This is a genomic window from Ensifer sp. YR511 (genome assembly GCF_900103045.1).
GTDB lineage: Bacteria > Pseudomonadota > Alphaproteobacteria > Rhizobiales > Rhizobiaceae > Ensifer > Ensifer adhaerens.
In genome coordinates, this window is sequence record NZ_FNGR01000042.1 from 13,928 (window position 1) to 38,897 (window position 24,970).

At 63.7% G+C, this 24,970-nt stretch carries 22 protein-coding genes; 9 read left to right on the forward strand and 13 right to left on the reverse strand.

The genetic code is table 11. From position 1 onward, the window contains the following. Positions 1-3: 3 nt before the first annotated feature. From BLU15_RS34720 to BLU15_RS34745, 6 genes are read left to right on the forward strand one after another with little or no spacing between them, the layout of a single operon-like run. Complete coding sequence (locus BLU15_RS34720; protein WP_034800091.1) at positions 4-1,113, forward strand: carbon-phosphorus lyase complex subunit; 1,110 nt, start codon at positions 4-6, stop codon at positions 1,111-1,113. Beyond that, a complete protein-coding gene (locus BLU15_RS39240; protein ID WP_143034322.1) occupies positions 1,110-1,382 on the forward strand; it encodes a hypothetical protein in 273 nt (90 codons plus the stop codon). Before BLU15_RS34720 ends, BLU15_RS39240 begins: the two co-directional genes overlap by 4 nt. Continuing rightward, positions 1,379-2,257, forward strand: a complete 879-nt coding sequence (locus BLU15_RS34730) for an alpha-D-ribose 1-methylphosphonate 5-phosphate C-P-lyase PhnJ (RefSeq protein WP_034800089.1) — start codon at positions 1,379-1,381, stop codon at positions 2,255-2,257. Before BLU15_RS39240 ends, BLU15_RS34730 begins: the two co-directional genes overlap by 4 nt. After that, complete coding sequence (gene phnK / locus BLU15_RS34735; RefSeq protein ID WP_034800088.1) at positions 2,254-3,030, forward strand: phosphonate C-P lyase system protein PhnK; 777 nt, start codon at positions 2,254-2,256, stop codon at positions 3,028-3,030. The genes BLU15_RS34730 and phnK overlap by 4 nt, the downstream gene beginning before the upstream one ends. A 3-nt stretch (positions 3,031-3,033) precedes the next feature. Further along, positions 3,034-3,741: a phosphonate C-P lyase system protein PhnL gene (gene phnL / locus BLU15_RS34740; RefSeq protein WP_034800087.1), complete on the forward strand. Its 708-nt coding sequence runs from the start codon at positions 3,034-3,036 to the stop codon at positions 3,739-3,741. Then, positions 3,738-4,352, forward strand: a complete 615-nt coding sequence (locus BLU15_RS34745) for a DapH/DapD/GlmU-related protein (protein ID WP_090301699.1) — start codon at positions 3,738-3,740, stop codon at positions 4,350-4,352. The genes phnL and BLU15_RS34745 overlap by 4 nt, the downstream gene beginning before the upstream one ends. A gap of 54 nt (positions 4,353-4,406) precedes the next feature. Here the strand turns inward: BLU15_RS34745 and BLU15_RS34750 are convergent, their stop codons facing one another. The 8 genes from BLU15_RS34750 to BLU15_RS34785 all read right to left on the reverse strand — a co-directional run bounded on the left by BLU15_RS34750 (position 4,407) and on the right by BLU15_RS34785 (position 13,155). After that, positions 4,407-5,051 (reverse strand): DUF922 domain-containing Zn-dependent protease, encoded by a 645-nt coding sequence (locus BLU15_RS34750; RefSeq protein WP_060520520.1) that lies wholly within the window; start codon positions 5,049-5,051, stop codon positions 4,407-4,409. A gap of 140 nt (positions 5,052-5,191) precedes the next feature. Beyond that, the gene (locus BLU15_RS34755; protein ID WP_090301701.1) at positions 5,192-5,716 is read right to left on the reverse strand and encodes a DUF992 domain-containing protein; all 525 of its coding nucleotides are present in this window, start codon (positions 5,714-5,716) and stop codon (positions 5,192-5,194) included. Positions 5,717-6,052: 336 nt separating this feature from the next. Further along, the gene (locus tag BLU15_RS34760) at positions 6,053-7,771 is read right to left on the reverse strand and encodes a dihydroxyacetone kinase family protein (RefSeq protein ID WP_060520519.1); all 1,719 of its coding nucleotides are present in this window, start codon (positions 7,769-7,771) and stop codon (positions 6,053-6,055) included. Positions 7,772-7,783: 12 nt separating this feature from the next. After that, on the reverse strand, positions 7,784-8,722 hold the full coding sequence (locus tag BLU15_RS34765; RefSeq protein ID WP_090301703.1) for a sugar phosphate isomerase/epimerase family protein: 939 nt from the start codon (positions 8,720-8,722) through the stop codon (positions 7,784-7,786). A gap of 88 nt (positions 8,723-8,810) precedes the next feature. Then, positions 8,811-10,349: a tripartite tricarboxylate transporter permease gene (locus tag BLU15_RS34770; protein ID WP_034800081.1), complete on the reverse strand. Its 1,539-nt coding sequence runs from the start codon at positions 10,347-10,349 to the stop codon at positions 8,811-8,813. A gap of 138 nt (positions 10,350-10,487) precedes the next feature. Next, the gene (locus BLU15_RS34775; RefSeq protein ID WP_034800080.1) at positions 10,488-10,988 is read right to left on the reverse strand and encodes a tripartite tricarboxylate transporter TctB family protein; all 501 of its coding nucleotides are present in this window, start codon (positions 10,986-10,988) and stop codon (positions 10,488-10,490) included. Positions 10,989-11,049: 61 nt separating this feature from the next. Continuing rightward, complete coding sequence (locus BLU15_RS34780) at positions 11,050-12,036, reverse strand: Bug family tripartite tricarboxylate transporter substrate binding protein (RefSeq protein ID WP_060520518.1); 987 nt, start codon at positions 12,034-12,036, stop codon at positions 11,050-11,052. Between the two features lie 75 nt (positions 12,037-12,111). Continuing rightward, on the reverse strand, positions 12,112-13,155 hold the full coding sequence (locus tag BLU15_RS34785; RefSeq protein WP_060529556.1) for a 4-hydroxythreonine-4-phosphate dehydrogenase PdxA: 1,044 nt from the start codon (positions 13,153-13,155) through the stop codon (positions 12,112-12,114). Positions 13,156-13,359: 204 nt separating this feature from the next. On the opposite strand from BLU15_RS34785, the gene BLU15_RS34790 reads away from it, so the two are divergent. The 3 genes from BLU15_RS34790 (at position 13,360) to BLU15_RS34800 (ending at position 20,176) form a co-directional block, all read left to right on the forward strand. Continuing rightward, positions 13,360-14,046, forward strand: coding sequence for a GntR family transcriptional regulator (locus BLU15_RS34790; protein WP_034800075.1), 687 nt, complete (start codon positions 13,360-13,362; stop codon positions 14,044-14,046). Between the two features lie 467 nt (positions 14,047-14,513). Continuing rightward, a complete protein-coding gene (locus BLU15_RS34795) occupies positions 14,514-18,170 on the forward strand; it encodes a FecR domain-containing protein (RefSeq protein ID WP_090301705.1) in 3,657 nt (1,218 codons plus the stop codon). Next, positions 18,170-20,176, forward strand: coding sequence for a CHASE2 domain-containing protein (locus tag BLU15_RS34800; RefSeq protein WP_082566452.1), 2,007 nt, complete (start codon positions 18,170-18,172; stop codon positions 20,174-20,176). The genes BLU15_RS34795 and BLU15_RS34800 overlap by 1 nt, the downstream gene beginning before the upstream one ends. 22 nt (positions 20,177-20,198) lie before the next feature. Here the strand turns inward: BLU15_RS34800 and BLU15_RS34805 are convergent, their stop codons facing one another. From BLU15_RS34805 to BLU15_RS34825, 5 genes are all read right to left on the reverse strand, one after another. Continuing rightward, a complete protein-coding gene (locus BLU15_RS34805) occupies positions 20,199-20,915 on the reverse strand; it encodes an ABC transporter ATP-binding protein (RefSeq protein ID WP_090301706.1) in 717 nt (238 codons plus the stop codon). Then, positions 20,896-21,660 carry an ABC transporter ATP-binding protein gene (locus BLU15_RS34810; RefSeq protein ID WP_060529554.1) on the reverse strand — a complete coding sequence of 255 codons (765 nt, stop codon included), beginning with the start codon at positions 21,658-21,660 and terminating at the stop codon, positions 20,896-20,898. Before BLU15_RS34810 ends, BLU15_RS34805 begins: the two co-directional genes overlap by 20 nt. Beyond that, entirely contained in the window at positions 21,660-22,664 is a 1,005-nt protein-coding gene (locus tag BLU15_RS34815) for a branched-chain amino acid ABC transporter permease (protein ID WP_089046005.1), read from the reverse strand. The genes BLU15_RS34810 and BLU15_RS34815 overlap by 1 nt, the downstream gene beginning before the upstream one ends. After that, on the reverse strand, positions 22,661-23,527 hold the full coding sequence (locus BLU15_RS34820) for a branched-chain amino acid ABC transporter permease (protein ID WP_034800070.1): 867 nt from the start codon (positions 23,525-23,527) through the stop codon (positions 22,661-22,663). Before BLU15_RS34820 ends, BLU15_RS34815 begins: the two co-directional genes overlap by 4 nt. 175 nt (positions 23,528-23,702) lie before the next feature. Further along, on the reverse strand, positions 23,703-24,875 hold the full coding sequence (locus BLU15_RS34825; protein ID WP_090301708.1) for an ABC transporter substrate-binding protein: 1,173 nt from the start codon (positions 24,873-24,875) through the stop codon (positions 23,703-23,705). Between the last annotated feature and the right edge of the window lie 95 nt (positions 24,876-24,970).

Here is a 24,970-nt window from a genome sequence, read left to right on the forward strand (position 1 = left end):
GCCATGTATGTAGCCGTCAAGGGCGGGGAAGCCGCCATTGCCAATGCCCACCGCCTTCTCGCCGATCGCCGCCGTGGCGACCGTAGCCTTCCCTCCATCACCATCGACCAGGTGGTCGAGCAGCTCGGCCTTGCGGTCGATAGAGTGATGGCGGAAGCCTCGCTCTATGACCGTGCGCTCGCAGCCCTTGCCGTCCGCCAGGCGCGCGGCGACATGATCGAGGCGATCTTCATCCTGCGCGCCTATCGCACGACGTTGCCGCGCTTCGGCTACTCCGAGCCGGTCGATACCGCCGACATGAAGGTCGAGCGCCGCGTGTCGGCGACCTACAAGGATCTGCCCGGCGGACAGCTTCTGGGCCCGACCTTCGATTACACCCACCGCCTGCTCGACCCATCACTGATCGCCGACGAAGCGGTCGAAGAACCGGCAGTCAAGGAGCCCGGTGAGCATGTGATGCGCGTCTCCGACATTCTCGACGGCGAAGGCCTGATCGAGGGTGATGGCCAGATGCCCGAGGGCCATGTCATGGGCGACCTTACCCGCGAGCCGATGGAGTTTCCGATGGCCCGGGACCTGCGACTGCAGGCGCTTGCCCGCGGCGACGAAGGCTTCCTCTTGGCGCTCGCCTACTCCACCCAGCGCGGCTACGGCCGCACCCACCCATTCGTCGGCGAAGTCCGCATCGGAGAAGTGGAAGTCGAACTCGATCTGCCGGAACTCGGCTTTGCCGTCTCACTCGGCGCGATCCGCGTCACTGAATGCCAGATGGTCAACCAGTTCATGGGCTCGGCCAAGCAGCCGCCGCAATTCACCCGCGGCTACGGCCTCGTCTTTGGCCAGAGTGAACGCAAAGCGATGTCGATGTCGCTGGTCGACCGGGCACTGCGCACTGACGAGTTCAGCGAGGACATCGTCGCACCCGCCCAGGATCAGGAATTTGTCATCTCGCATGCAGATAACGTTCAGGCTACCGGCTTCGTCGAGCACCTGAAGCTGCCGCACTATGTCGACTTCCAGGCCGAACTCGATCTCGTGCGCCGCATGCGCCGCGATTACGAGGCCGCGAATTCAGGTGAAGCACCGAAGGTACAACGGGAGGCGGCCGAATGATCGGGCATACCGCCAGCCCTAGCGGTTCAATCGCCGCCGCCATCCCCGCCACCACAATCGCCGCCGTCACCGGCATAGACACCACCGGCGTCGCCACCTCCGTCGTTCTTACACGCCCTGCTCTCCGTCTCGCGCTGCGGCCGGCGGGCAATGCCGAACAGGCCGGCAACCGCCGAACACAGCACGAAGATCCCAATCACCCAGACGAAAATCTCGCTCAAATCCTGGCCTCATCAGCGGTCGACACACTCAAGGGTAATCAGCGATGAACGACCTTGCTACCTATAATTTCGCCTATCTGGACGAACAAACCAAGCGCATGATCCGCCGCGCGATCCTGAAGGCGATCGCCATTCCCGGCTACCAGGTTCCATTTGCGTCGCGCGAAATGCCGATGCCCTACGGCTGGGGCACCGGCGGCGTCCAGGTCACCGCCTCGATCCTCGGTCCGCAGGACGTCTTGAAGGTCATCGACCAGGGCGCCGACGACACAACCAACGCGGTTTCCATCCGCGCCTTTTTCCAGAAGGTCGCCGACGTTGCCGTCACCACCCGGACGAAAGACGCGACGATCATCCAGACGCGCCACCGCATTCCGGAGGAAAAACTCTCGGAGGGACAGACGCTCGTCTACCAGGTGCCGATCCCGGAACCCTTGCGCTTCCTCGAGCCGCGCGAGACCGAGACGCGGAAGATGCATGCGCTCGAGGAATACGGGCTGATGCATGTGAAGCTCTACGAGGACATCGCCCGCAACGGCCATATCGCCACGACCTACGCCTATCCGGTCAAGGTCGAGGGACGTTACGTGATGGACCCGTCGCCGACGCCTAAGTTCGACAATCCGAAGATGCATATGTCGGAAGCGCTGCAGCTCTTCGGCGCCGGTCGCGAAAAGCGGATCTACGCTGTCCCGCCCTATACCGAAGTCGTCAGCCTCGATTTCGACGACCATCCCTTCGAGATCCAGAGCTTCGACAAGCCCTGCGCGCTCTGCGGCGCCGAGGACGTCTATCTCGACGAGGTGATCCTCGACGACAAGGGCGGACGCATGTTCGTCTGCTCCGATACCGATCATTGCGAAGACCGCCGCGCCTGCGGCCATGCAGGTCACATGCTTGCCCGAAAGGAAGCCGCAGAATGAGTACGCTCCCGCTTCTGAAAGTGAACGACGTCTCGAAGTTCTACGGAAGCCGCATCGGCTGCCGCAACGTTTCCTTCGAGCTCTATGCGGGCGAAGTGCTCGCCATCGTCGGCGAATCCGGCTCGGGCAAGACGACACTTCTGTCGTGCCTCTCGACCCGTCTGATGCCGACCTCCGGTATCGTCGAGTACCACATGCGCGACGGTCAGTACCGTGACCTCGCCCGCATGGGCGAAGCCGAGCGCCGCTTCCTGATGCGTACCGACTGGGGCTTCGTGCACCAGAACCCGGCCGACGGCCTGCGCATGACCGTGTCTGCCGGCGCCAATGTCGGCGAGCGGTTGATGGCCGTCGGCGATCGCCACTACGGCAACATCCGCGCCACCGCTAGAGACTGGCTGGAGCGGGTGGAAATCGGCATCGACCGCATCGACGACCAGCCGCGCGCCTTTTCGGGCGGCATGCGTCAGCGCCTCCAGATCGCCCGCAACCTCGTCACTTCCCCGCGCCTCGTCTTTATGGACGAGCCGACCGGCGGCCTCGACGTCTCGGTTCAGGCGCGCCTGCTCGATCTCGTGCGCGGCCTCGTGCATGACCTCGGGCTTGCCGCCATCATCGTCACCCACGATCTCGCCGTCGCCCGCCTTCTTTCACACCGCATGATGGTGATGAAGGATGGCGCGGTCATCGAACAGGGGCTGACCGACCGCGTGCTCGACGATCCGCGCGAGCCCTATACCCAGCTCCTCGTCTCCTCGATCCTGCAGGTGTAAACCATGGCCACGCCCCTTGTTGTTTCCGAAGTCGCAAAAAGCTTCACCATGCATCTGCGTGACGGTATCCGCCGGCCGGTCGTCGCCAACGTCTCCTTCTCGGTGAAGGCCGGCGAATGCGTCGTTCTCGGCGGCCCCTCCGGCGTCGGCAAGAGCTCGATCCTGAAAATGCTCTACGGCAATTACGGCGTCGACGAAGGCCAGATCCTGATGGATCACGACGGCAAGCTGGTCAATCTGGCAACGGCCGAGCCGCGCACGGTGCTCGAAGTCCGGCGCACGACGCTCGGCTATGTCAGCCAGTTCCTGCGGGTGGTGCCGCGCGTCTCCTCCCTCGACATCGTCGCCGAGCCGCTACAGGCCCGCGGCATGCCGCTCGAAGAGGCCCGCACCCATGCGGCCGAACTGTTGAACAAGCTGAACCTGCCGCGCGAACTCTGGAGCCTGCCACCGGCGACCTTCTCCGGCGGCGAACAGCAACGCGTCAACATCGCCCGCGGCTTCATCACCGACCACAAGATCCTGTTGCTCGACGAGCCGACCGCGTCGCTCGACGCGAAGAACCGGGCGGTTGTCGTCGAACTGATCGCCGAGAAAAAGGCCAAGGGCACCGCGCTGATCGGCATTTTCCACGACGAGGAAGTGCGCGACGCCGTTGCCGATCGCATTCTCGACGTCTCGGCCTTCTCGCCGCGAAAGGCTGCCGCATGAGCCAGAAGCTCGGGCTGGAGCCCTTTATCCACCCGACGGCGAGCGTCAACAATTCGACGCTCGGCCGCTACACCGAAGTGCAGGAGCGCTCAAGGCTCGACGAGGTCGAGTTCGGCGACTACTCCTACATCATGCAGGACGGCTCGATCTGGTGCGCAACGATCGGCAAGTTCGTCAACATCGCAGCCGCCGTGCGCATCAACGCCACCAACCACCCGACCTGGCGGGCGACGCTGCATCACTTCACCTATCGCGCGCCGAACTATTGGGACGATACCGAACTCGACCACGACCTTTTCGCCTGGCGGCGCTCGAACCGGGTGACGATCGGCCATGATGTGTGGATCGGCCACGGCGCCACCATCCTGCCGGGCGTCACTGTCGGCAACGGTGCTGTTATCGGCGCCGGCGCAGTCGTCTCGAAGAACGTCGAGCCCTACACCATCGTCGGCGGCGTGCCCGCCAAGCTCATCCGCGCCCGTTTCAACGAGGGCGTCGGCGAGCGGATGGACGCGCTCTCGTGGTGGGACTGGGACCACCAGCGCCTGCGCCGCGCGCTCGACGATTTCCGCGAGCTGACGGCCGAAGAGTTTTTGGTGCGTTATGCGTGAGTGATACGGCGCCGGGCAGAGGTTCGGCGCCTTTCCGAGCTGAGAACGAGGCGGTTACGGCCCGTTGACCAACTTCAGAATCAACTGGTGAATATTGCCGCCATCGGTCAACTCGACCTGGTCGAAGTCGCGGCTGCGCTGGCGCTGCGTCTGCGAGAGCGCGCCGAGGCGCTCGGTCATGACGGTCCTGATCTTGCGGCACTTCGGATCGTCGGGAACAGTGAGGCCCAGCGTCGCCTGCTCGATCGCGCGGACCATCTCCTTGATGAAATCGCCGTGCACGAGTTCGTGCTTGCGCACGCCGTCGATGAAGATGTCCCAGTTTTCGCGCGTGCCTGAAGGCAGCGGCCTTGCCGGTTTCGGCAGGGTGTAGGTGATGATCAGTTTCGGCTTTGCCACCGCCAGCACGCAGGCACCGCCTTGCTCTTCATATTTTCGCGTCCAGGTCAGCTTGAAGTTGGTGTGTGCGATCGCCCTGCCGATTCCGGCTTTCGGACCCCGTTCGCCGATCGAGGCGTAGAGCTCGGCACCCGTCTGCCCGGTGATTGTGTAGAGCGCTTCCTTTTCGACCGGCTGCCATTCGGCAGAGGCGAACCGCGGCTCAGACGCAAGGCAAAGGGCAACGACGCCCAGGCAAAGGCTTTTGTTCAATCCAACCCCTCGAAGTTCGCCCTGTCGGCGCACGATTCCTGGCCGCATTCCTTAAACGCGAATCGGCCAATGGCAACAGGCCAAAAAACAAAGGCACCGCGCGCCGTCTCCAGCGTGCGGTGCCTTTGCGTCTTACCCGGTCTTTCGACGCCCCGTTGTGGGAGGTGCAACGGGCCGCCCAAACGACGTTAGTTGACGGCCGTCAGCGTCATCGACGTGCCGGTGGCCGCGAGGTTCAGGCCGATCTGGCCGATCACGCTGATCGTCTGCAGGTGGATCGAACCGGAGGTGCCGCCGACGAGGATGTTGGCACCGATACCGGCGCCGACGGTCGCTTCCGCCGTTGCACCCTGGTAGAGACCGCCGAGCGAACCGCGGTGGTAGCCGGCGGTCGGTGCGAACACGGCCCAAATTAGGCGGCTCTGCGTCGTGAAGCCGACATCGACGCCCATCTTGCGGATGGCGCCGGAATAGTGGTCGGAGGCTTCAGCACCCATGGTCGAGCGGAAGACGCAGTCGACTTCCTTGGCCGAGCCGAGCACATAGCCGACACCGCCAGCGATGTTGCAATCGAGGTAACCAATCTTGACGCCGTTGCTTGTGTCGGGCTCGGGCTGCGGTTGAACTGTCGCGAGATCGGCTGCGTTTGCGGCGATCGCGCCAGCGAGAACCAGAGACGCTGCGGACACCTTTACGGCAAAACTCTTTTTCATTCTTGTCTCCTTCTCGGAACGTCAGAAATGATTGTCATTTGACCGGCGGCACACGAACTTAAGCACATAGCGCACGCTGCAGGAAACCAAAGCCATAGCCCGCGATCGGGCAATTCCGTGGCAAGCTTTTAGCAGACGATAAAATTGGTCGGGTTTCCCCAACAATGACTGCAGATTGTGTTGAAAAAGCCACGGAAGGCCGTGCCTGGGCAGTAGGGGACGCTCATTGCGCGGCAGCGTGTGGCGGCGCCGATTGGCGCAGGGCAATTCAGCGGTTACACGGGGGGAGGTTCCGATCGGGCGACGGCGCCGCCCGATCGGAGGAGATAACGTTTCTTAGGCCTTTGCGGCCTGCGCCAGGACACCGGCGGCAACGCGTGCCGTCAGCGCCAGAGAAACGGCGCCGGCGTCCGGATGACCGATGCTCTTTTCCGCAAGCGGCCGTGCCCGGCCGAGCTTCGGCGTCAGGCTCGAAGTAGCTTCGGCCGCTTCGGTCGCAGCCTTTGCCGCCGCCTGCCATGCCTCGATCAACGGCTTTCCGGCGGCAAACTCGCGCTCCAGGGTCTCGACGAAAGGCACCAATGCATCGACAAGGGTCTTGTCGCCGACACGGGCGCGGCCGAGGCGGGTCACGCCATCGAGCGCACGGCGGGCACCGTCGACAATCGCGGCATCGGTCGGGGCTGCATCATCGTTGAAGGCATTGCTCCAGGCGCGCAACAGCAGGCCCCAAATCGCGCCCGACGTGCCGCCGGCCCGGTCCGCCCAGGCATCGCCCGCCACCGCCAGAACGCTGGCGGCGCCTGCACCCGCTGCAACCGCCGCCTTCGCGGCATCGTTGGCCGCGGCCGAACCGCGGCGCATGCCCTGTCCGTGGTCGCCGTCGCCGGCAAAGGCGTCGATGCGACCGAGTTCGTCTTCCGCCTGCTTCAGCGCCTCGGCCATTTCGCCGATCAGCCGCGCAATGCACGCGCCGCTCTGACGGGAGGTCTCGGAAGCCGCTGCGAAGGAAATGGCGTCCTCGTCATCCTTGAGCGTGTCCGTCGCGGGCTCGGTGGCGATGATCGCCCCCTTGCGCAGGGCCGGCGCATCGCAAGCCGCGCGCCAGTAGGTCTCGAGCTCGTCGTTCAGCCACATCAGCGTCAGCGAGCAGCCCTGCATGTCGAGGCTGGTGACGAATTCGCCGCATTCCGGATCGACGATCTCCAGGCCAGCCGCCTTCAGTTCCTTTTCGATCGCAACCCAAAGCACGAAGAGTTCTTCATACTTGGTCGAGCCGAGGCCGTTCAGAAGCGGTGCGACCTTGCGCACATCCGCCGGCCGCTCGGCGAGCAGTTTGCCGACGAGCAGCTTCGCGAACTCAGTTGCCGAAACCATCTTTTCTTCGCGGATACCCGGCTCGCCGTGGATGCCGAGACCAAGGGCCATCTCGCCCTTTGGAACGGTGAAGAGCGGACCCTTGGCGCCCGGAAGCGTGCAGCCGCCGAAAGCCACACCGAAGGAGACGGTGCGGTCGTTTGCAAGACGGGTGACGCGCTCAACTTCGTCGAGATTGAGGCCCGCTTCCGCTGCGGCTCCAGCAACCTTGAAGACCACGAGGTCGCCGGCGATGCCGCGGCGCTTGGCCGGGGTTTCGGCAGAGGCGCTCGCCACGTCGTCCGTCACCGGCACGATCCGCACGTCGATGCCTTCGGCGCGCAGCCGCTCGGCGGCAACGCCGAAGTTCAAGACGTCGCCGGCATAGTTGCCGAAGCCAAGCAGCACGCCGCCGCCCTGGTCAGCCACCCGGCAGACGCGGGCAACTGCCGCGGTCGAAGGTGAGGCGAAGACGTCACCGGCCACGGCCGCATCCGCCATGCCCGGGCCAACATAGCCGGCAAAGGCCGGGTAGTGGCCGGAGCCGCCGCCGACGACGACGGCGACCTTGCCCTTCGGCACTTTGGTCGAGCGCACGACGCCGCCCTTCACGAGACGGACGTTGCGCGCGTAGATCGAGCTGAATCCGGCAAGCGCGGTCGTCGCAAATTCTTCCGGTGCGTCAAAGATTGTGGTCATCGCGTCTCTTCCTTAGTCGCGAGGCAGAATGCGCCTCAGATAGTCCCGGTTGGCGGCGCTGACGGAGAGCCCGTCGCCACCGTAATGCTCGCAGAGAAACGGGCTGTCGAAGCCATGCGCCAAGGCCATACGGATCGCCGCCCGATAGTTGATAACGCCGAATTCCAGCGGCGCCGGATGGGTGACCACCAGCCCCGAGGTCTCATCCTCGGTGCGGTAGTAATTCTTGACGTGCCAGTATTTGGCGAAGGGTGCAACCTTGGCCATCATCGGCTGCCAGTGCTCGACCGGGCGGTGAAGGCGCACGAGATTGCCGAGATCGGCATTGATGCCGACGTTCGGCAGGCCGACATCGGTAACGAAGCGCACGGCGCTGTCGGCCGAGCCGATATAGGTGTCCTCGTACATCTCGAGCGCCAGCTCGATGCCGAGTTCCTCGGCATGGCGACCAAGTTCGCGGATGCGCTGAACCGCTTGTCTCCAGACCGCGGGGTCTTCCGGGTTCTTGACGCCGTCGACGGTCCAGAACCAGAGCGCTTTCTTCTGCGCGTCGGTCAAAGGCCGAAAGAAGCCGAAGGAAACGGAGCCGGCGCCGATGGCCGCAGCCGTGTCGATGACCCGATGTCCGTAGGCGAGATATTCGTCGCCATGCTCCGGATCAATGACGCTACGCCGCGAAGTCGAGATCGCCGGCATGGAAAGGCCAAGGTCACGCGTCAGCTTGACGAAGTCATCGCGCCGCGCGGCCGGGAGGTCGGCGAGCCGGATCCAGCTGTCGGTCGGGTCGAGCTCGGTGAAGCCGGCGTCGACGACATCGGCGAGTGTCTCGGCCCATTGCTCGACCGACTGATCCTGCACGGAGCTGCCGTCTGCTAGCACGTTCGGATACTGGATCATCGCGGCCGCGATCGGCCAGGTTTCACGGGTCCATTTGCGCGATGGGTTCGCCATGGTTTTCCTCACTTATTTTGCGACGCAGTCTATAAGCAGACCGCGCCGCGCTTTTCCGATGCGCTTGTTTTGAGGTGCGGCGGCTCCGTCAAGCCGCCGCGCTGCCGTCGCCATGCGGCGTGGCCGCATCTTGCTTGCGCTTGCGGACCAGGCCGACCAGCCCGAAGACAAGCGGCGACAGCAGAAGGGCAAGAGCAAGCGCCATCAGAGAGGAAACCAGCGGGTTTGACCAGAAGATGTTCAGGGTACCGCCGGAAAGAAGCATCGACTGGCGGAAGGCGTCCTCAGCCTTGTCGCCGAGCACCATGGCCAGAACCAGCGGCGCAAGCGGGTAGTCGAGCTTCTTGAAGACGTAGCCGAGTACGCCAAAGCCGATGACCATGAAGATGTCGGAGACCGAGTTTGCCACCTGATAGGCGCCGGAGAAGATGACGGCGACGATGATCGGACCGATGATCGCAAAAGGCACGCGCAGGATCGAGGCGTAGAGCGGCACGGTGGCGATCACCAGGAAGACGGCGACGACGTTGCCGAGATACATGGACGCGATCAGGCCCCAGACGAAGTCCGGCCGCTCGGTAAAAAGCATCGGGCCGGGGGTCAGGCCCCAGATCATCAGGCCGCCCATCATGACGGCCGCCGTTGCCGAGCCGGGAACGCCGAGCGCCAGCATCGGCAGCAGCGCCGAGGTACCGGCCGAGTGGTCGGCGGTCTCGGGTGCGACGACGCCGCGCGGGTCGCCCTTGCCGAACTTCGACTTGTCGCGGGCCGAGCGACGGGCAACGCCGTAGCTCATGAAGGAAGCCGCGGTCGGGCCGGCGGGCGTGATGCCCATCCAGATGCCGATGATCGTCGAGCGCAGGATCGTGAACCAGTAGCGCGGGATCTCGACCAGCGTGCGGCCGATCTCGACGAGCTTGACGCGCGCCTTAATGCCTTCGAAGCGCAGGCCCTCTTCCGTCGTCAGCAGCAGTTCGCCGATGCCGAAGAGACCCATGACCGCGATCAGGAAGCTGACGCCCTTGATCAGCGTCGGGATATCGAAGGTCAGGCGCAGGTCGCCGGAGATCGTGTCCATGCCGACGGAAGCAAGCGCGAAGCCGAGCATCATCGAGACGAGCGTCTTGAAGGGCGATTGCGCGCCCATCGAGATGAAACTTGCAAACGCAAGGAAGTAGACCGCGAAGTATTCCGGCGACGAGAAACGCAGTGCGAAGTTCGCGACCCAGCCGGAAAGCAGTGTGATCATCACGACGCCGGCCAGCGCGCCGATGCCGGCGGATACGAAGGCGAGCGTCAGCGCTCGGCTCGCCTGCCCGGCTTTCGCCATCGGATAGCCGTCGAACGTGGTCGCCACCGACGAGGGTTCGCCGGGAATGTTGAACAGGATCGATGTGGTCGATCCGCCGAAGAGCGCCCCCCAGTACATGCAGGAGAGCAGGATGATGGCGGAGATCGGGTCCATCGAGAAAGTCAGCGGCAAGAGCAGCGAAACGCCGTTCGGCGCGCCAAGGCCGGGCAGCACCCCGACCAGAATGCCGAGCGTGACGCCGATCATCATCAGCAGGATATGGTTCCAGCTGAGGATGTGGCCGAAGCCATCGATCAGAAGACCGATATTTTCCATGTCATTCCTCCCGGGGCTTAAAGCACGTCACGATCCTTGAGGCTCGCTCCCCGCGCTTTAAGTCTTTGACTTTTTTTGCTTGTCGTTAGCGCAAGACCGCTGTGCGCGCTTACGCGACATGCCCTTGAGCGGTCGGAATCAATAGATCCCGAACCAGGCCTCGATCGGTCCCTTGAGCAGGGGAACCTTGAAACCGAACTCGAATACGATGAAGAAAAACAGCGAAACGGCGATGCCCGACGGCAGCGCGATCCACCATTTGTAGCGCCCCTGGAAGAGCATGGTTCCGGCGATATAGAGCGCCGTCCCGACATAAAGGCCGAGCCAGGCGGATACGCCGGCAAAGACAACCAGCGGCAGCAGGAACGATGCCACCACCTTGGCGCGGTGACCGTCGATGAAGATCTCACCGGACCCGCGATGTTTCACGAAGGCGTGGATCGCATTGGCGACGCTTCCGAGAAGGATCAGAAGCCCGACATAGAAGGGAAAATAGCCGGCTTCGGGACCGAATTCCGTCCAGCCCGCGCCGATATCGAGAGATCCGTAGCAGACCGCAGCACCGAAGGCGCCGGTCAGTGCGGCAACACCAAGCTCAACCGCGAAGCGGGAGACCCCATTCGCACCGTTCTCGCTCATGATCGTGACCTTTCAAAGCGAATGACGGGCGCCGGATGGCACCCGTCCCGATCGTCGCCTGTTAGTTGGCGAGCCAACCTTCGCGCTTCAGCACCTCGCCGACAGCAGCGCCATCCATTTCGATGGCGGCCTTGAAGTCGTCGCCGGCGATGTAGGCGGGCGACTGCGACGTGTCGGCCAGGTACTTCGCCCATTCCGGCGTTTCCGAAACCTTGCGCATCAGGTCCGCATAGAACTTGACCACATCCTGGTCAACGCCAGCCGGCAGCCAGACGGTGCGCGGCATGGAGTAGTTGTCGATGGCGATGCCCGATTCCTTGCAAGTGGGGATGTCGCTCCAGGCCTTGTCGCCGGCAACCTTGGTTTCGTTCGAAAGCTTGACGCTCTTGAAGACGCAAAGCGGCTTGACCATGCCGGCCTGCCACTGGCCAAGGTTTTCGCTCGGGTTGTTGACGTTGGCATCGAGGTGCTCGCCGGCGAGCTGAACGGCCGCTTCGCCGCCGCTCTTGAACGGGATGTAGTTGATCGTCGAGCCGGTCGTCTCGTTGATCATCGAGGTCAGGATCTGGTCGACGTCCTTCGACTGGCTGCCGCCGATCTTGAGGCCGCCTTCCTTCGCCTTGGCGGCAAAGTCGGCAGCGGTGTTGTAGGAGGCCTTGCCGTTGACCCAGAGAACGAACTCGTCGGAAGCAAGCGCCGCAACCGGCGTCAGGTCTTCAGCCTTGTAGGGAACCTTGGCGCGGACCGGCAGCAGGTAGGCGTTGTTGGTGCCGAATGCCAGCTTGTAGGCGTCGCCCTTGTTGGTCGCCGTGTAGACGAAGCCTTCGGCGCCGCCGGCGCTGCCCTTGTTGGTCACGACGACCGGAGCCTTCATCAGCTCGTACTTGCCGATGATCGCCTGGATCGTGCGGGCGAAGATGTCGGTGCCGCCGCCGGGGCCGGCGGTGACGACGAATTCAACTGGACGATCGGGCTCGAAAGCGGCGGCCGGAGCAGCAACGCCGAAAACGGCTGCCATGATGCATGCGATGGAGACGGTATTCTTCATGCGGGTCCTCCCGTTTTTGTGGTTCTGCGGCGCAAGACCTCCTCCTGCGCCGTTATTGCTTGAAAGCGTGCGAAATCAGGCAGCAGCCTTGAGAGCCGCCTTTTTCTTCGCCATGCGCACTGCCAGAAGCAGCGCTTCGCGGCTGGCGCCGACGTCGGCAATCCCCTTGCCGGCGATGTCGTAGGCCGTGCCGTGGGCCGGCGTGCAGAGCGGGAACGGCAGGCCGCCCATCATCGTCACGCCCTTGTCGAAGCCGATCAGCTTCATCGCGATCTGGCCCTGGTCGTGGTACATGGTCATGACGGCGTTGTAGCCTTCCTTCAGGGCGCGGCCGAAGACTGTGTCCGCCGGGAACGGGCCGTCGACGTTGAAGCCGCGCGCCTTGGCCTTTTCGACGGCCGGCTCGATGATGTCGATCTCTTCCATGCCGAAGCTGCCGCCGTCGCCGGCGTGCGGGTTGAGCCCGGCAACAGCAATCTTCGCCTCGCTGTAACCGGCTTCCTTGAGGCAGCTCTGGGTCAGCTCGAGCTCGGCAAGGATCGCCTCGACCGACAGGTTGTCGGCCACTTCCTTGATCGGAATGTGCGAGGTGACGCGGGCGTTCCAGACCTTCTCGAGAACGTTGAATTCCCGGACCTTGCCCGTGAAGTTGAGAACGTCGGAGACGAAACGGATCTCGTCGTCGTAGCCCGGATAGGCAAAGCGCATCGCCTTCTTGTTGAAGGGCGTGAAGCAGACTGCTTCCGCCTTGCCGGCATGCGCCAGCTCGAGCGCTACGCGAAAGTTGCGGGTCGCAAAGGTGCCGCCCGCAAGCGTCGCCTCGCCGCGAACGACGTCGGCCGGATCGAGATGGCCAAGGTCGACGAACACGTGGCGCTCGGTCCCGACAGCGTCGAGGTCCTCCAGGGTCGAGGATGCAAGGTCGAGCGTGACGCCGGCAATGCGGGCGCCTTCATCGAGGATGCGACGATCGCCGATCGTGATGATGTGGGCAGCCTCACGAATATCGGAAAGCGCCAGCAGCTTTGCCGTGAGCTCCGGGCTGATGCCGGCCGGATCGCCCATAGCGAGCGCGATGACAGGACGCGCGCCGTTAGCGGCTACACCGTTGGTCGTCATGAGAGATGTCCTCCACTTCATTCTTTCGAGAGCCGTCATACGTTATTCAAAATTCTGCATCAAGTCTTTTGTATTCTGTATGCAGCATTTTCTGTTGACGATATCGGGGGCCGTCTCCATGCTTTAATGAGACAGCGCTGATTCAATTGGCGCGAACGGGAACAGACGGCCGACACTTCAGTCGCCAGATGCAGAAGCGAAACGATGAACGAAATTACCTCTCTGGAGAAACGCCCCGAGGGCGGCCCCGGCCCGATCCGACGCACTGCGCTGCACGACACGCTGGTCACGCATCTGCGCGACATGATCATCGAGGGTGATCTCTCGCCCGGCACGCGTCTGCATGAAGGTCAACTCGGCGAGCAGCTCGGCGTTTCGCGCACGCCGCTGCGCGAAGCCATCAAGTATCTGGCGAGCGAAGGACTGGTGGAGCTCGTTCCGAGCCGCGGCGCCGTCGTCAAGCGTTTCAGCGCCAAGGACGTGCGTGACATGCTGACGGTGTTGCAGACGCTGGAAGAGCTTGCCGGCAAGCTCGCCTGTGAAGCCGCCAGCGACGCCGGCATCGCCGAAGTGCGCGCGCTCCACGACGAAATGGTCTCGCGCTACAAGGCCGGTGACCGGCTGCAGTATTACAAGCTCAACCAGCAGATCCATTCGGCCATCGCCCAACTGGCGGCAAATGCCGCCTTGGCGGATATGCATGCGATCTTGCAGACGCGGCTGAAGCGCATTCGCTTCATCGGCCACGAGGGGCCCGAAAAATGGGCAGCGGCCGTTGCCGAGCATGAGGAAATGATCGTCGCGCTCGAAGCCCGCGACAAGGCAAGGCTTTCCGAAGTTCTCGGTCGGCACCTCATGAATGCCTGGGAACGGGTGCGCGCCGCGGTGTAGGCGACGCTCCAGCTTCGGCGCAAGTGAGCCCCGCGGGCGCACCTTCTGTCAGAACTTCGAACAGGCGTTCGCAACGGCCACGGCATCTCCCGCGGCCACCTGCTTTTTCCCCGCGCGAATTGCGTCGCGCGGTACCGGGGTTTGCGGTCAGCGCCTTTCCCGAGACATCCAGGCTCGAGAGCTTGGAGAGCAAGCCCTGCGTCCCCAGCAGACGCGCCAGCCACCGAGGGAAGCCGACGGCAGTTCGACGGCAGGTTCAGGGACGACACACTCGCGTGCAACAGTGAAGAATCCGTCCGCCACCAAGCAACGGCAGGCGATGGCAGCGTCGCTGTCCGCCTGGTGTTACAGATTTGCCTCCCGAACAATCTGCATTGCTTGGAAAGCAATTAAGGATATTCGAATTCAATTGACTTTAACCTGATCGAAATTCACTGAATCTACGTGGGGCGGAGACAGGAACGAAGATGGGGCGGCAACGGCTTCGGGGACTGCTTGCGACAGTGGCAATCCTCTGTCCAGGCGCAAGCATGGCAGAGCCGGTTCAAAGAACACCGCCCGTCGCCGGATCGGTGATTGCCCGCAAATCCGGTGAGGAAGTGCGCTTCGTCGACGTTTCGAGCTGGCGTTTCGTCGATCTCGCACAGGACCTTTTGTCCGGCGATATCCTGCGCACCAATGCGACCGGGGCGCTGGCGGTGCTTTTCTCCGACCACACCCAGATCCGGCTCGGCCGCAACACGGCGTTGCGCGTCAAACGCATGGGCACAGGCAGCGATACCAATCTCGAACTGCAGTCAGGCACGATCTGGGCACGGGCGGAGCGTGGCGGCCAGGGCCTGACGATCGACACGCCGGCGGCAACGGCTGCCATTCGTGGCACCGACTGGACACTGACGGTCGCCGGCGACACGACCTCGCTGACCGTGCTTGAAGGCGTGGTCGAACTCAGCAACGGACTTGGCAGCGTCACCGTGAAACAGGGCGAAGGCGCCGTTGCCGCCATCGGGAAAGCGCCGACCAAGATCGTGATCGTGACGCCGAAGGACCGCGAACAGATGCTCTTCCATCTGTCTTTACGCGACGCCTTCGCGCTCATGCCGTCAACCCCGCTTAAGGTGCGCGACATGCGCAATGAGCGCGAACGGATCGAAGCCCGGCCGGAAGCGTCGCGCTCGGCCGAAGACTGGCTGACACTCGCCGAAATCCAGCTGCGGTTCGACGGGCGAGCCCAGGCCACAGCCGCCCTTCAACAGGCCCGACGCCTCGGCCTCAACCGATCTCAAGCCGCGCGCGCCTATCTCGTCGAAGCGCTGATTGCCGGTTCTGAAAACCGCTACGGCGATGCGGCACAGCTGTTCGAAAAGGCAACCCCCGGGCTCGACGCCGACCGCCGCTCCGTCGCGGCCTTCGGCGGCTATTTCGCACGCGCTCTCGCCGACCCGGACCGGATCGAGCAGCCGCCGTCTCAGGCGACAGGTGCCTATGGCGCCTTCGCTGCGGCCTGGACCGCGGGCTTTCGCACCGATATCCGCGCAGCGATCGAAACGATCAAGAAGGCGGAAAGGCGATATCCGGACGATCCGTTCCTCCCAGCGGCCCGCGCGCAATTTGCAATGCTGCTCGACGATCGAGACGAAACGCGCGCCGGTATCGAAAAGGCGCTTGCGAACGATCCCGACGACCCGACCGCGCTGGAATCGCGCGCCAAATACCGTTTGCTCATTGAAAACGATCGAATAGGCGCGCTGGCGGATCTCGAGCGCGCCTTGGAAATCACGCCGGGCGACCCGTCTCTCTGGAACTGGGTGGGCCTGGCAAAAAGCGAGCGGGGCGACAACCGCGGCGCCGAGAGAGCATTCCAGAAGGCCGTGGAACTCGATCCGGCCGATCCGCTTTACCACGCCAACCTGGCCTATCAGTACCTCGATGAAATGCGGCTTGCGGAAGCAAAGCGCGAGATCGATACGGCACTCGCGATCGATCCTTCCTTCGACCTCGTGCTCGTCGCCCGCGGTCGGTACCATTTGCAGAACGGCAACCTGGACAAGGCCATCGACGACCTCTTGGCCGGTTCGACGGCCAACCCCGCCTATTCCAACGCGCAATTGCTGCTCTCGGCGGCGCATTATGAAAAGGGAGACCGCCTTCCGGCGGCACAGGCCCTCGACAATGCCGACCGGCTCGACCCGAACGACCCCGTTGTCGCGACCGTGCGGACCGCGATTGCGATCGACGAATACGATTCCGATGCGGCGATCCGCTACGCGCAGGAACTGATGCGGCGGACGCGGGCGCGCGGCGGCGAAAGTGCTCCGCTCGGCGCCAACCAGGATGCCGGATCGACGCTCAACGACGCCTTCCGCCTGCAAGGCCTGAACGCCTGGGGGCAATATTACGGCGATGTGGTCTTCGATCCGTTCACGGGATCGAGCTATGTCGACCAGGCGATCCGCGGCAGCGTCAATCCGCTGTTCAACACCTATGATTTCGATGGCAGCCCCGTCGTCAACACCGCCAATCCGCAGAGCTTCTCCGCCTTCTTCCAGGGGCTGCTGATCGAGCCGCACATGCTGGCAAGCCGCGAGCGCACGGCCAATCTCGTCCAACGGCCGTTCTTCGAGGCCGCGGTCGCAGGCGGCATCATCGCCGACAGCGACCATGAGGGCGGGATCGGCGAAGCGGAACTGCGCGGGCTGACGTTCTCGCCCTTCCCGATCAGCGTCTACGGCAATCTGCATTGGGAGAAGCCGCGCGATACGATCGATATCGGCAATGGCCTGGCGATCGAGCGTGAAGCACGCCTGCTTGGCGGCAATGGCTATGTGACAGCCTCCCCGACGCCGGATGACAGGGTCGTGGCCTATGCCAACTACGGCGATCTTGATGATAAACGCAGTATTTTCGATATCCCGGATCCCCGCGCGGCCCCTCTGAAGCTCGACGGGCTGAGCGACGACGATTCCTCGCGGCTACTCTCGGGCGTGGCGTGGAGCCATACCTTCGGATACCGCAACATCGCCAATGCCGCGTTCTTCTTCTCCGATCAGAATACCACGGAAAACGAGCGGATCCGGCTCACGGACCCGCGCTTTCCGGACCTTGCCACCAGCCGGAGCGAGGACAAGCAAAGAACCTATATCGCCGCCATCAATCACCTTTACGGTGACGGCGATTTCACCTGGCGCTACGGCGTCGAAGGCGGCGTGGTAAAGTCATCGAGCGCGTTCGACATTTTTGACCCGCTGGGCGTCAGCACCGGCAGCAGCAATGCGCCCGTCATCGCGTCCGGTTCGACGTCCGCCACACAGACGGTCGCCAAGGCTTACATCGACACGATCTACGAAATCACGCCGGACCTGAAGACGGAAGGCGCCCTCTTTGCCCGCTATATCGAAGGCGTCAACGACGGCGATGTCAGGCTCGAACCGAAATTCGGCATCGCCTGGGCGCCGGCCGAAGGGCATTGGCTGCGGGCGGCAGCCATGCGCGATGGCCTCAACTTCGACGTCGCCACCCTTGCGCCGATCGGCATCGTCGGGCTGCAGCCGAACCAGCTGCGCTTCGGCGCCGAAGGCTATGCCGATACGCTGGCACTGCGTTGGGACGCGGAGTGGAACAGCTGGTTCTTCACCGCGCTCGACTACCAGCACCAGGAAGTGCGGCAACTCGCGCTCGACATTCCGCTTTCGACCACCAGCCTTGCGTATGCCAAGGTCGGGCTCGACCGGGTTGCGGCAACGGCGAACTTTGCCATCGGCCACGGCTTCGGCCTCTCCCTGACAGCGGCCCACACGGAAGCCGACGTTAAGGAACACACCGGCAGCCAGCCCGGCGAACTGCTGTTCGTGCCGGAAAACACCGGCCAAGCGGCGCTGACTTGGGTCAGCACGGCGAACGTCAAGACGACCGTTGCCGCCAACTATGTCGGTTCACGACCCGGCGGGTTAAAGACGCTCGACGACTTCTGGACGCTCGACGCCGCCTTGCAATGGGAACCGTTCGATAAGCTGATCGAGGTGGATCTGGCAGCCTTCAATCTGCTCGATGAAGATTTCGAGCTGGGCAATGGCCTGCCGGGTTGGGGACGAACGTTCAAAGGCACGATCAAAGTGCGGTTCTGATGGAGGAGCGCGTCGCCGTGCAGGCATCGAGCGGTCGGTCCGGACAATGGGACAGCCCCCGCTTCCTGCAACGGCGGTTGAAACTTCTTGCGCTTGCGGTTTTCGTCGCCATCGCGCTGTCGCTGGCGACCTTGACCAATGCCTGGCGGCTGAACGAGTTGCGCAGCTTCGACTACCTGTCGACCATCGACGGCCCGCCACTGCCCGAGGACAGCCCGATCATCGTCGCGATCGACGAACCGTCGATGGCCGAAATCGGGCGCCAATGGCCCTGGCCGCGCGCCCTGCATGCGCGCCTCATCGAGGCGCTGCGCAAGGCCGGCGCACGCGCCATCGGCATCGACGTGATTTTCGCTGAACCTTCGGCCGATGCCGCCAACGACGAGGCGCTGGAAAAGGCGCTCGGCGCGGACGTGGTTCTTGCCGGAGACCAGACGCTGGTGGAGGCGCCGCAGGCCGACCAGTTCGTGCGCACCGAGCCGCTCGCCCGCTTCATCGCAAAGGGCGCCTGGACCGGGATCGCCTCCGTCAGCCTCAGCGGCGACGGAACCTTGCGCGCCGTTCCCGACTATCCGGACGGATTTGCCGCCGTGCTCGCGGCAATCGCCGGCGCAAAATCGCACGCACCGCCAAAGGACGCGCTGATCCAGGTCTTCGGACCGGCGCGGACCTATCCCACCGTCTCCTATTACCAGGCGCTCGATCCCGACAATTTCCTGCCAGAAGGCATGTTCGAGGACCGTGTCGTGCTCGTCGGTCTCAGTCTGCAAAATGCGCCATCGATCGCCGATGGCGGGGCCGATGCCTTCACGACATCGGATACCGTACATTCGAACAAGCTCGTTTCCGGCGTTGAGATGCAGGCTACCATCTACGACAATCTGGCCCATGAGCTTTTCATTCAGCGCGCTGCAAGACCGTATGTGGTTGCCGCCATTGCGCTGGCCGCGATGCTTGCGGCCTTTTCGGTGCTGCGGACGACCGGCTGGCGCACGCTTGCCTATGGCGCCGTCGCCATCGGCCTGATCATCGCCGCCAGCTATGCCGCGATGCGGCTTGGCCACGTCTTTCTGTCGCCGCTTGGGCCTGGGCTTGCGTTCCTTGCCGTGACTGCCGGCCAGGCCGGGCTCGACTATGCGGAGGAACGCAAGAAGCGCCGCGAAATCACCCGCGCCTTCCAGCAGTACCTCTCCCCTGCCCTTGTCGAGCGCCTGGCGAAAGACCCGTCACACCTGAGGCTCGGCGGTGAGCGGCGAACGCTGTCGATCCTCTTTTGCGACATCCGGGGCTTTACCACCATCGCGGAGGAAATGAAGGAGGACCCGGAGCGTTTGACGGCACTGGTCAACCGGCTGCTGACGCCGCTTTCGGAAGCCGTTCTCGAACAGGGCGGTACCATCGACAAATATATCGGCGACTGCCTGATGGCCTTCTGGAACGCGCCGCTCGACGACCCCGACCATGCCGTGCATGCAGTCGGGGCGGCGCTCGACATGCTTGCGCGGCTTGAACGGGTGAACCGGGAACTCGAAAGCGAGGCGAAACGGGAACGCCGACCGGCCCAAACCTTGAGGATCGGCATCGGCATCAACACCGGCGAATGCGTCGTCGGCAACATGGGCTCGCACCAGCGGTTCGACTATTCGGCCCTTGGCGACGCCGTCAATCTGGCCTCGCGCCTCGAAGGCGCATCGAAGGACTACGGCATCTCCCTGCTCCTCGGCGAGGAGACCGCGCGTCTCGTCGAAAAGACCTTCCCGATCGCCGAACTCGATCGCATCACCGTCAAGGGCCGCACCGCCGTGTCGCCGGTCTTCACCGTCGCCGTCGGCGCCAGGAAGGACGCGATCGAACGCCACCAGGCCTTCGTACAGGCCAAATATGACGGCACGCTTCGAGCTCATGACGCGGTGTTCGACCAGTTGAGGAGCGCCCTGCCGCCACTCGCGCGCTACTACGAAAGGGAGCGTTCCCGTCTCGATACGTCGCGACGGGAACCGAAGTGAGCAGCCACAACCGACCGCGTGGTCAGTGGAGCCCGCCGACGCCGAGCAGCCGCTCGACGGTATCGTGATCTCCCGCCAGCGCTTCCGGCGTTCCGGTCCAGGCGATCCGGCCGCGTTCGAGCACGATCACCCGGTCGGCAAAGTCGAGCGCGCTCTGAATGCGCTGTTCGACCAAGACGATCGTCATGTCGCCGGTCTTTGCCAGTTCGGCAAACGCCTTCATCAGCTCTTCGCAGATAACGGGCGCCAGGCCCTCCAGCGGTTCGTCGAGCAACAGGATCGACGGACGGCCGAGGATGGAGCGTGCCGTCGACAGCATCTGCTGTTCGCCCCCTGAGAGCTGGCTGCCGAGATTGCGCCGGCGCTCGAAGAGACGCGGGAACATGTCGTAGGCTTCCTGGATCGCACTTTTCGGGCGGTTCTTGAGGCCGACGAACAGGTTCTCCTCCACGGTCAGCGTCGGGAAGACGCAGCGCGCCTGCGGCACGAAGCCGAGCCCCTGCATGGCGCGCGCAGCACTTGGCAACACGGTCACGTCCGTCCCGCCCATGCGGATGCGCCCGTCATAACGTCGCGTCTGGCCGGCAAGCGTTGCAAGCAGGGTCGTCTTGCCCATGCCGTTGCGACCGAGCACGGCAAGCCGGGCACCTGCCGGAACGGCAAAGGACACGCCTTCGAGCACCCGCGTCGGCCCATAGCCGGCGGACAGGTTTAACACCTCAAGCGGCGTGGCTGGCATTGGCATAGCTCCCCAGATAGGCTTCCCGCACGCGCGGATCCTTCGTCACGTCAGACGGCGAACCGTCGAAGATGATCGCGCCGGCGGCCAGCACGACGACGCGCTTGGCAAAGCGGAAGACGAGATCCATGTCGTGCTCAATCATCAAGACGGCGAGATCGGCTGGCAGGTCGGCCAGTGCCTGCTCGATCCGGCCGGTGTCGCTCTGCGGCACGCCGGCGGCGGGCTCGTCGAGCAGCAGCACCCGCGGCTTCAGCGCCAGCGCAACGGCGATTTCCAGCAAGCGTTGCTGACCGTAGGCGATCTCGCTCACCTTGCGGTGCATCAGTTCCCGAAGCCCGAGCTTGCCGAGAAGGTCTGCCACCTCAGCCATGACGTCCGGCATGCCCAGAAAATTGCCGAACAGACGACCGGCGCGGCCAGTGCGTTGCAGGACAGCGAGCGCAACATGTTCGGAAGGTGTCATATCGGCAAAGAGCCGCGTCACCTGAAACGAGCGAACGAGCCCCCTTCGCACCCGACCGATGGCGTCGATACCGGTCACCACCTCGCCACCGATACGCACCTCGCCGGAATCCGGCTTGAGATTGCCGGTCACGAGATTGACGAACGTCGTCTTGCCGGCGCCGTTCGGCCCAATCAGCGCGACCCGGTCGCCCGGCGCCATGCTGAGGCTGACGTCATTGGTGACCGCGAGCCCGCCGAAGGCGCGCTTCAAGTTGCGGACTTCGAAGATCGGCTGCATCACTGTGCCTCCTTGCGGCGGGCAAAGAACGCAGCCGCGGTGCCATAGATGCCCTTCGGCGCGAAGAGCACGACGGCGATCAACAGCGCGCCCACCATCGTCAGCCAATGGAAGGGATTGGCCGCCGAGACCACGTCCTCGAAAAACATGAAGACGACAGTGCCAGTCAGCGCGCCGAAGAGAGAGCCGGTACCCCCGAGCACCAGCATGACGAGGCTTTCCGCCGACATCGTAAAGGAGAGGCTGTCGAGCCCGACGACCTGGGTGGAGATCGCATTCAGCGCGCCGCCGACGCCGGCAACGGCACCGGAGATGACATACATTTTCGTGAGCGCGAACTTCGGCGACGCCCCCATCGAGCGGATGCGGACAGGGTCTTCCTTGATGCCGCGGCACAACATGCCGAAGGGCGAGCGCACGATCAGTCGCAGCACGACGAAGACGATGGCAAGCAGCGCCACGCCGAAGACATAGGCCGTGCGGCCCCAGAGATCGAACTCGTAGAGTCCGAGAAGTGCCGTCGGCGCAATGCCGGAGAGCCCGTCGCTGCCACCGGTCCAGGAGGAGGCCTTGTTGGCGAACTCGTGGAAGAGATGGATGAGCGCGATCGACAGCACCAGTTGCGGCAGCCCGTGCGCACGCAGGATGACGACCCCGCAGATAAGTCCCGCCACCGCCCCGGCAACAATGCCGAAGGCCAGCATCGCCAGCGGATCGTTGATGCCGTAATGCGCCGAGGCGATGCCCGCGGCATAGGCGCCGGCGCCGAAGAGGGCCGCGTGCCCGAGCGTCGCGACACCGCAATAGCCGGTGACGAGATCGAGCGACAGCACCAACAGAGCGGCTGCGATGATCCGGGTCAGAAGAGCCAGATTGTTGGGAAAGAGGAAGTAGCCGACCACCGCGACCAGCAGGATAACGGCCAGACCTATGAGGTCCCCACCGCCAAACCGTCGGCGCACCGGAGCGGTCGCGATCAAGTCGTTCGTCGTCGTCATGGTCATCCCTTGGCCCTCCCGGCGAGCCCGCGCGGGAACACGCAGATGATCGCGATCACGGCCAGATAGAAGAAGAATTCACCGAATTCCGGCATGAGATAACGGCCGGTCGTATCGATCGCGCCGAGCAGCAGGCAGGCAACGAGCGCGCCCGGGATAGACCCGGCGCCGCCGACGGAGACGACGACCAGGAACGTCACCATGTAACGCAACGCGTAATAGGGTTCGACCGGAAGAAGTTCCGCCCCCACCACGCCGCCGAAGGCGGCAAGTCCGACGGCAACCGCAAAGCTCACCGCATAGACGATTTCCGTGCGCACACCGAGGGCGGCCGCCATTGCCGCGTTGTCAACCGAGGCCCGCAGCTTGACGCCGAAGGCGGTCTTTTCGATCGCGTACCAGAGACCGGCTGCAACCACGAGGCCGCAGACGATCGCAAAGATGCGATGGGTGGCGATTGCCCGGAAGCCGAGATCGACGGATCCCTGCAATTCGCCAGGCAGCGGCACCGTCTTCAGCGTCGGGCCGAAGACATAGTTGGCGATGCCGATGATGCAGAATGTGATACCAATGGTCATCAGCACCTGGGTCAGTTCCGGTGCGCCGTAGATCCGCCTATAGAGCAGCCGCTCGATCGGCACGGCGATGATGATGGTGCCGAAGACCGCGAGCAGCACGGCAAAGCCGTAGGCAAGACCCAAATCGCGCGCTGCATAGGAGGCGATGTAACCGCCGATCATGGCAAAGGCGCCATGCGCCAGGTTGACCACGCGCATCAGGCCCATGGTGACCGAAAGGCCGATGGAGATGACGAAGAGCACCATGCCATAGGCAAGGGCGTCGATCGCAATGCTGAGGACGGTTTGCATGGGGCTATCCGTTGCCCTTTCTTCCAAATTTGGCTGCGCCGGATTCGGTGCGCACTATGCGCGGAGCGGCAGTCAGGCGCCAGCATTCGCGGCGCCGCAGGCGCGCCGGTCGCTCAAAAGCAACCGGTCAACGCATCATCAGTGTCGGTGGGCGCTCAGCACCCGCCCAAGTCGACTACTTCAGCGCAGCGAGACCGGGGTCGCCCTGCTTCTCGAAGGTCTGGATTTCCTTGTTGTAATAGGTGCCGTCATCGGCCTTGGCGACCTCGCGCAGATAGATGTTCTGGGTGATGTGACGCGATTCCGGATCGATCGTCACCGGACCACGCGGGCTGACCCAAGAGAGGCCTTTCACGGCTTCCACGGCCTTGGCCGCATCCTGCTCGCCGCCGGTCGCCTCGATCATCTTGTAAATCACATGCATGCCGTCATAGGCTCCGACCGAGGGGAACGAGAGTTCGGCCGGGTTGCCGATCGCCTTGCTCGCCGCTTCGACAAAGGCCTTGTTCTCCGGCGAGTCGTGCGAGACGGCGTAGTGGAAGGTCGTCTGAATGCCGAGCGCCGCCTCACCGAGAGCAGGCAAATCGGATTCCTGCGTGAGGTCGCCGGGCGCAAAGAACTTGATGCCGCCGTCCTTCAGGCCGTTTTCCTTGAAGGCCTTGACGAAGCCGAGCGTCGTCGGGCCGGACGGCAGGAAGGCGAAGACGCCTTCCGCGCCCGAATCCTTGATGCGCTGCATGATTGGGGAAAAGTCGTTGGTCGCAAGCGGCATGCGGATCGCTTCGACCACCTGGCCGCCGGCCGCTTCGAAGCCCGTCTTGAAGGCGTTCTCGGCGTCCACGCCCGGGCCGTAGTCGCTGACGACGGAGATCACCTTGGAAACACCCGCGTCCTTGGCAACCTTGGCGATCGGCGTCGAGGTCTGCCAGGTGGTGAACGAGGTGCGCACGACGAGCGGGCTTTTGGTGACGATCGCCGAGGTCGCCGCGTTCATGATGACGAGCGGCACATTCGCCTGGGTGAGCAGCGGCGTGACCGCCATGGCATCCGGGGTGAAGTAGAAGCCGGCGAGGTACTGCACGCCTTCCTTGACCACCAGTTCCTGGGCCAGCGCCTTTGACTGGGCGGGATCGGCCTGCGGCACGTCGCGGTAGATGATCTCGATATCGTCGTCGCCGACCTTGCTGCCGTTCAGCGCCATATAGGCGTCGATGCCAGCCTTGAAGTTCTTGCCCTGCAGCGCGAAGGGGCCGGAGAACGGTCCGACGACACCGATCTTGATCGTGTCGGCATAGGCAGCACTGCTCATTGCCAAAGCCGCAATCGCAGCCAGAATCATCCGCTTCATATTTCCTCCCTGAGATGCCGGCCACTCCCGAGCCCGCATCCTCGTCGCAAACGACTGTCGATTTGATGGTTGTCAGCTTGCCATGCCAAACGGTG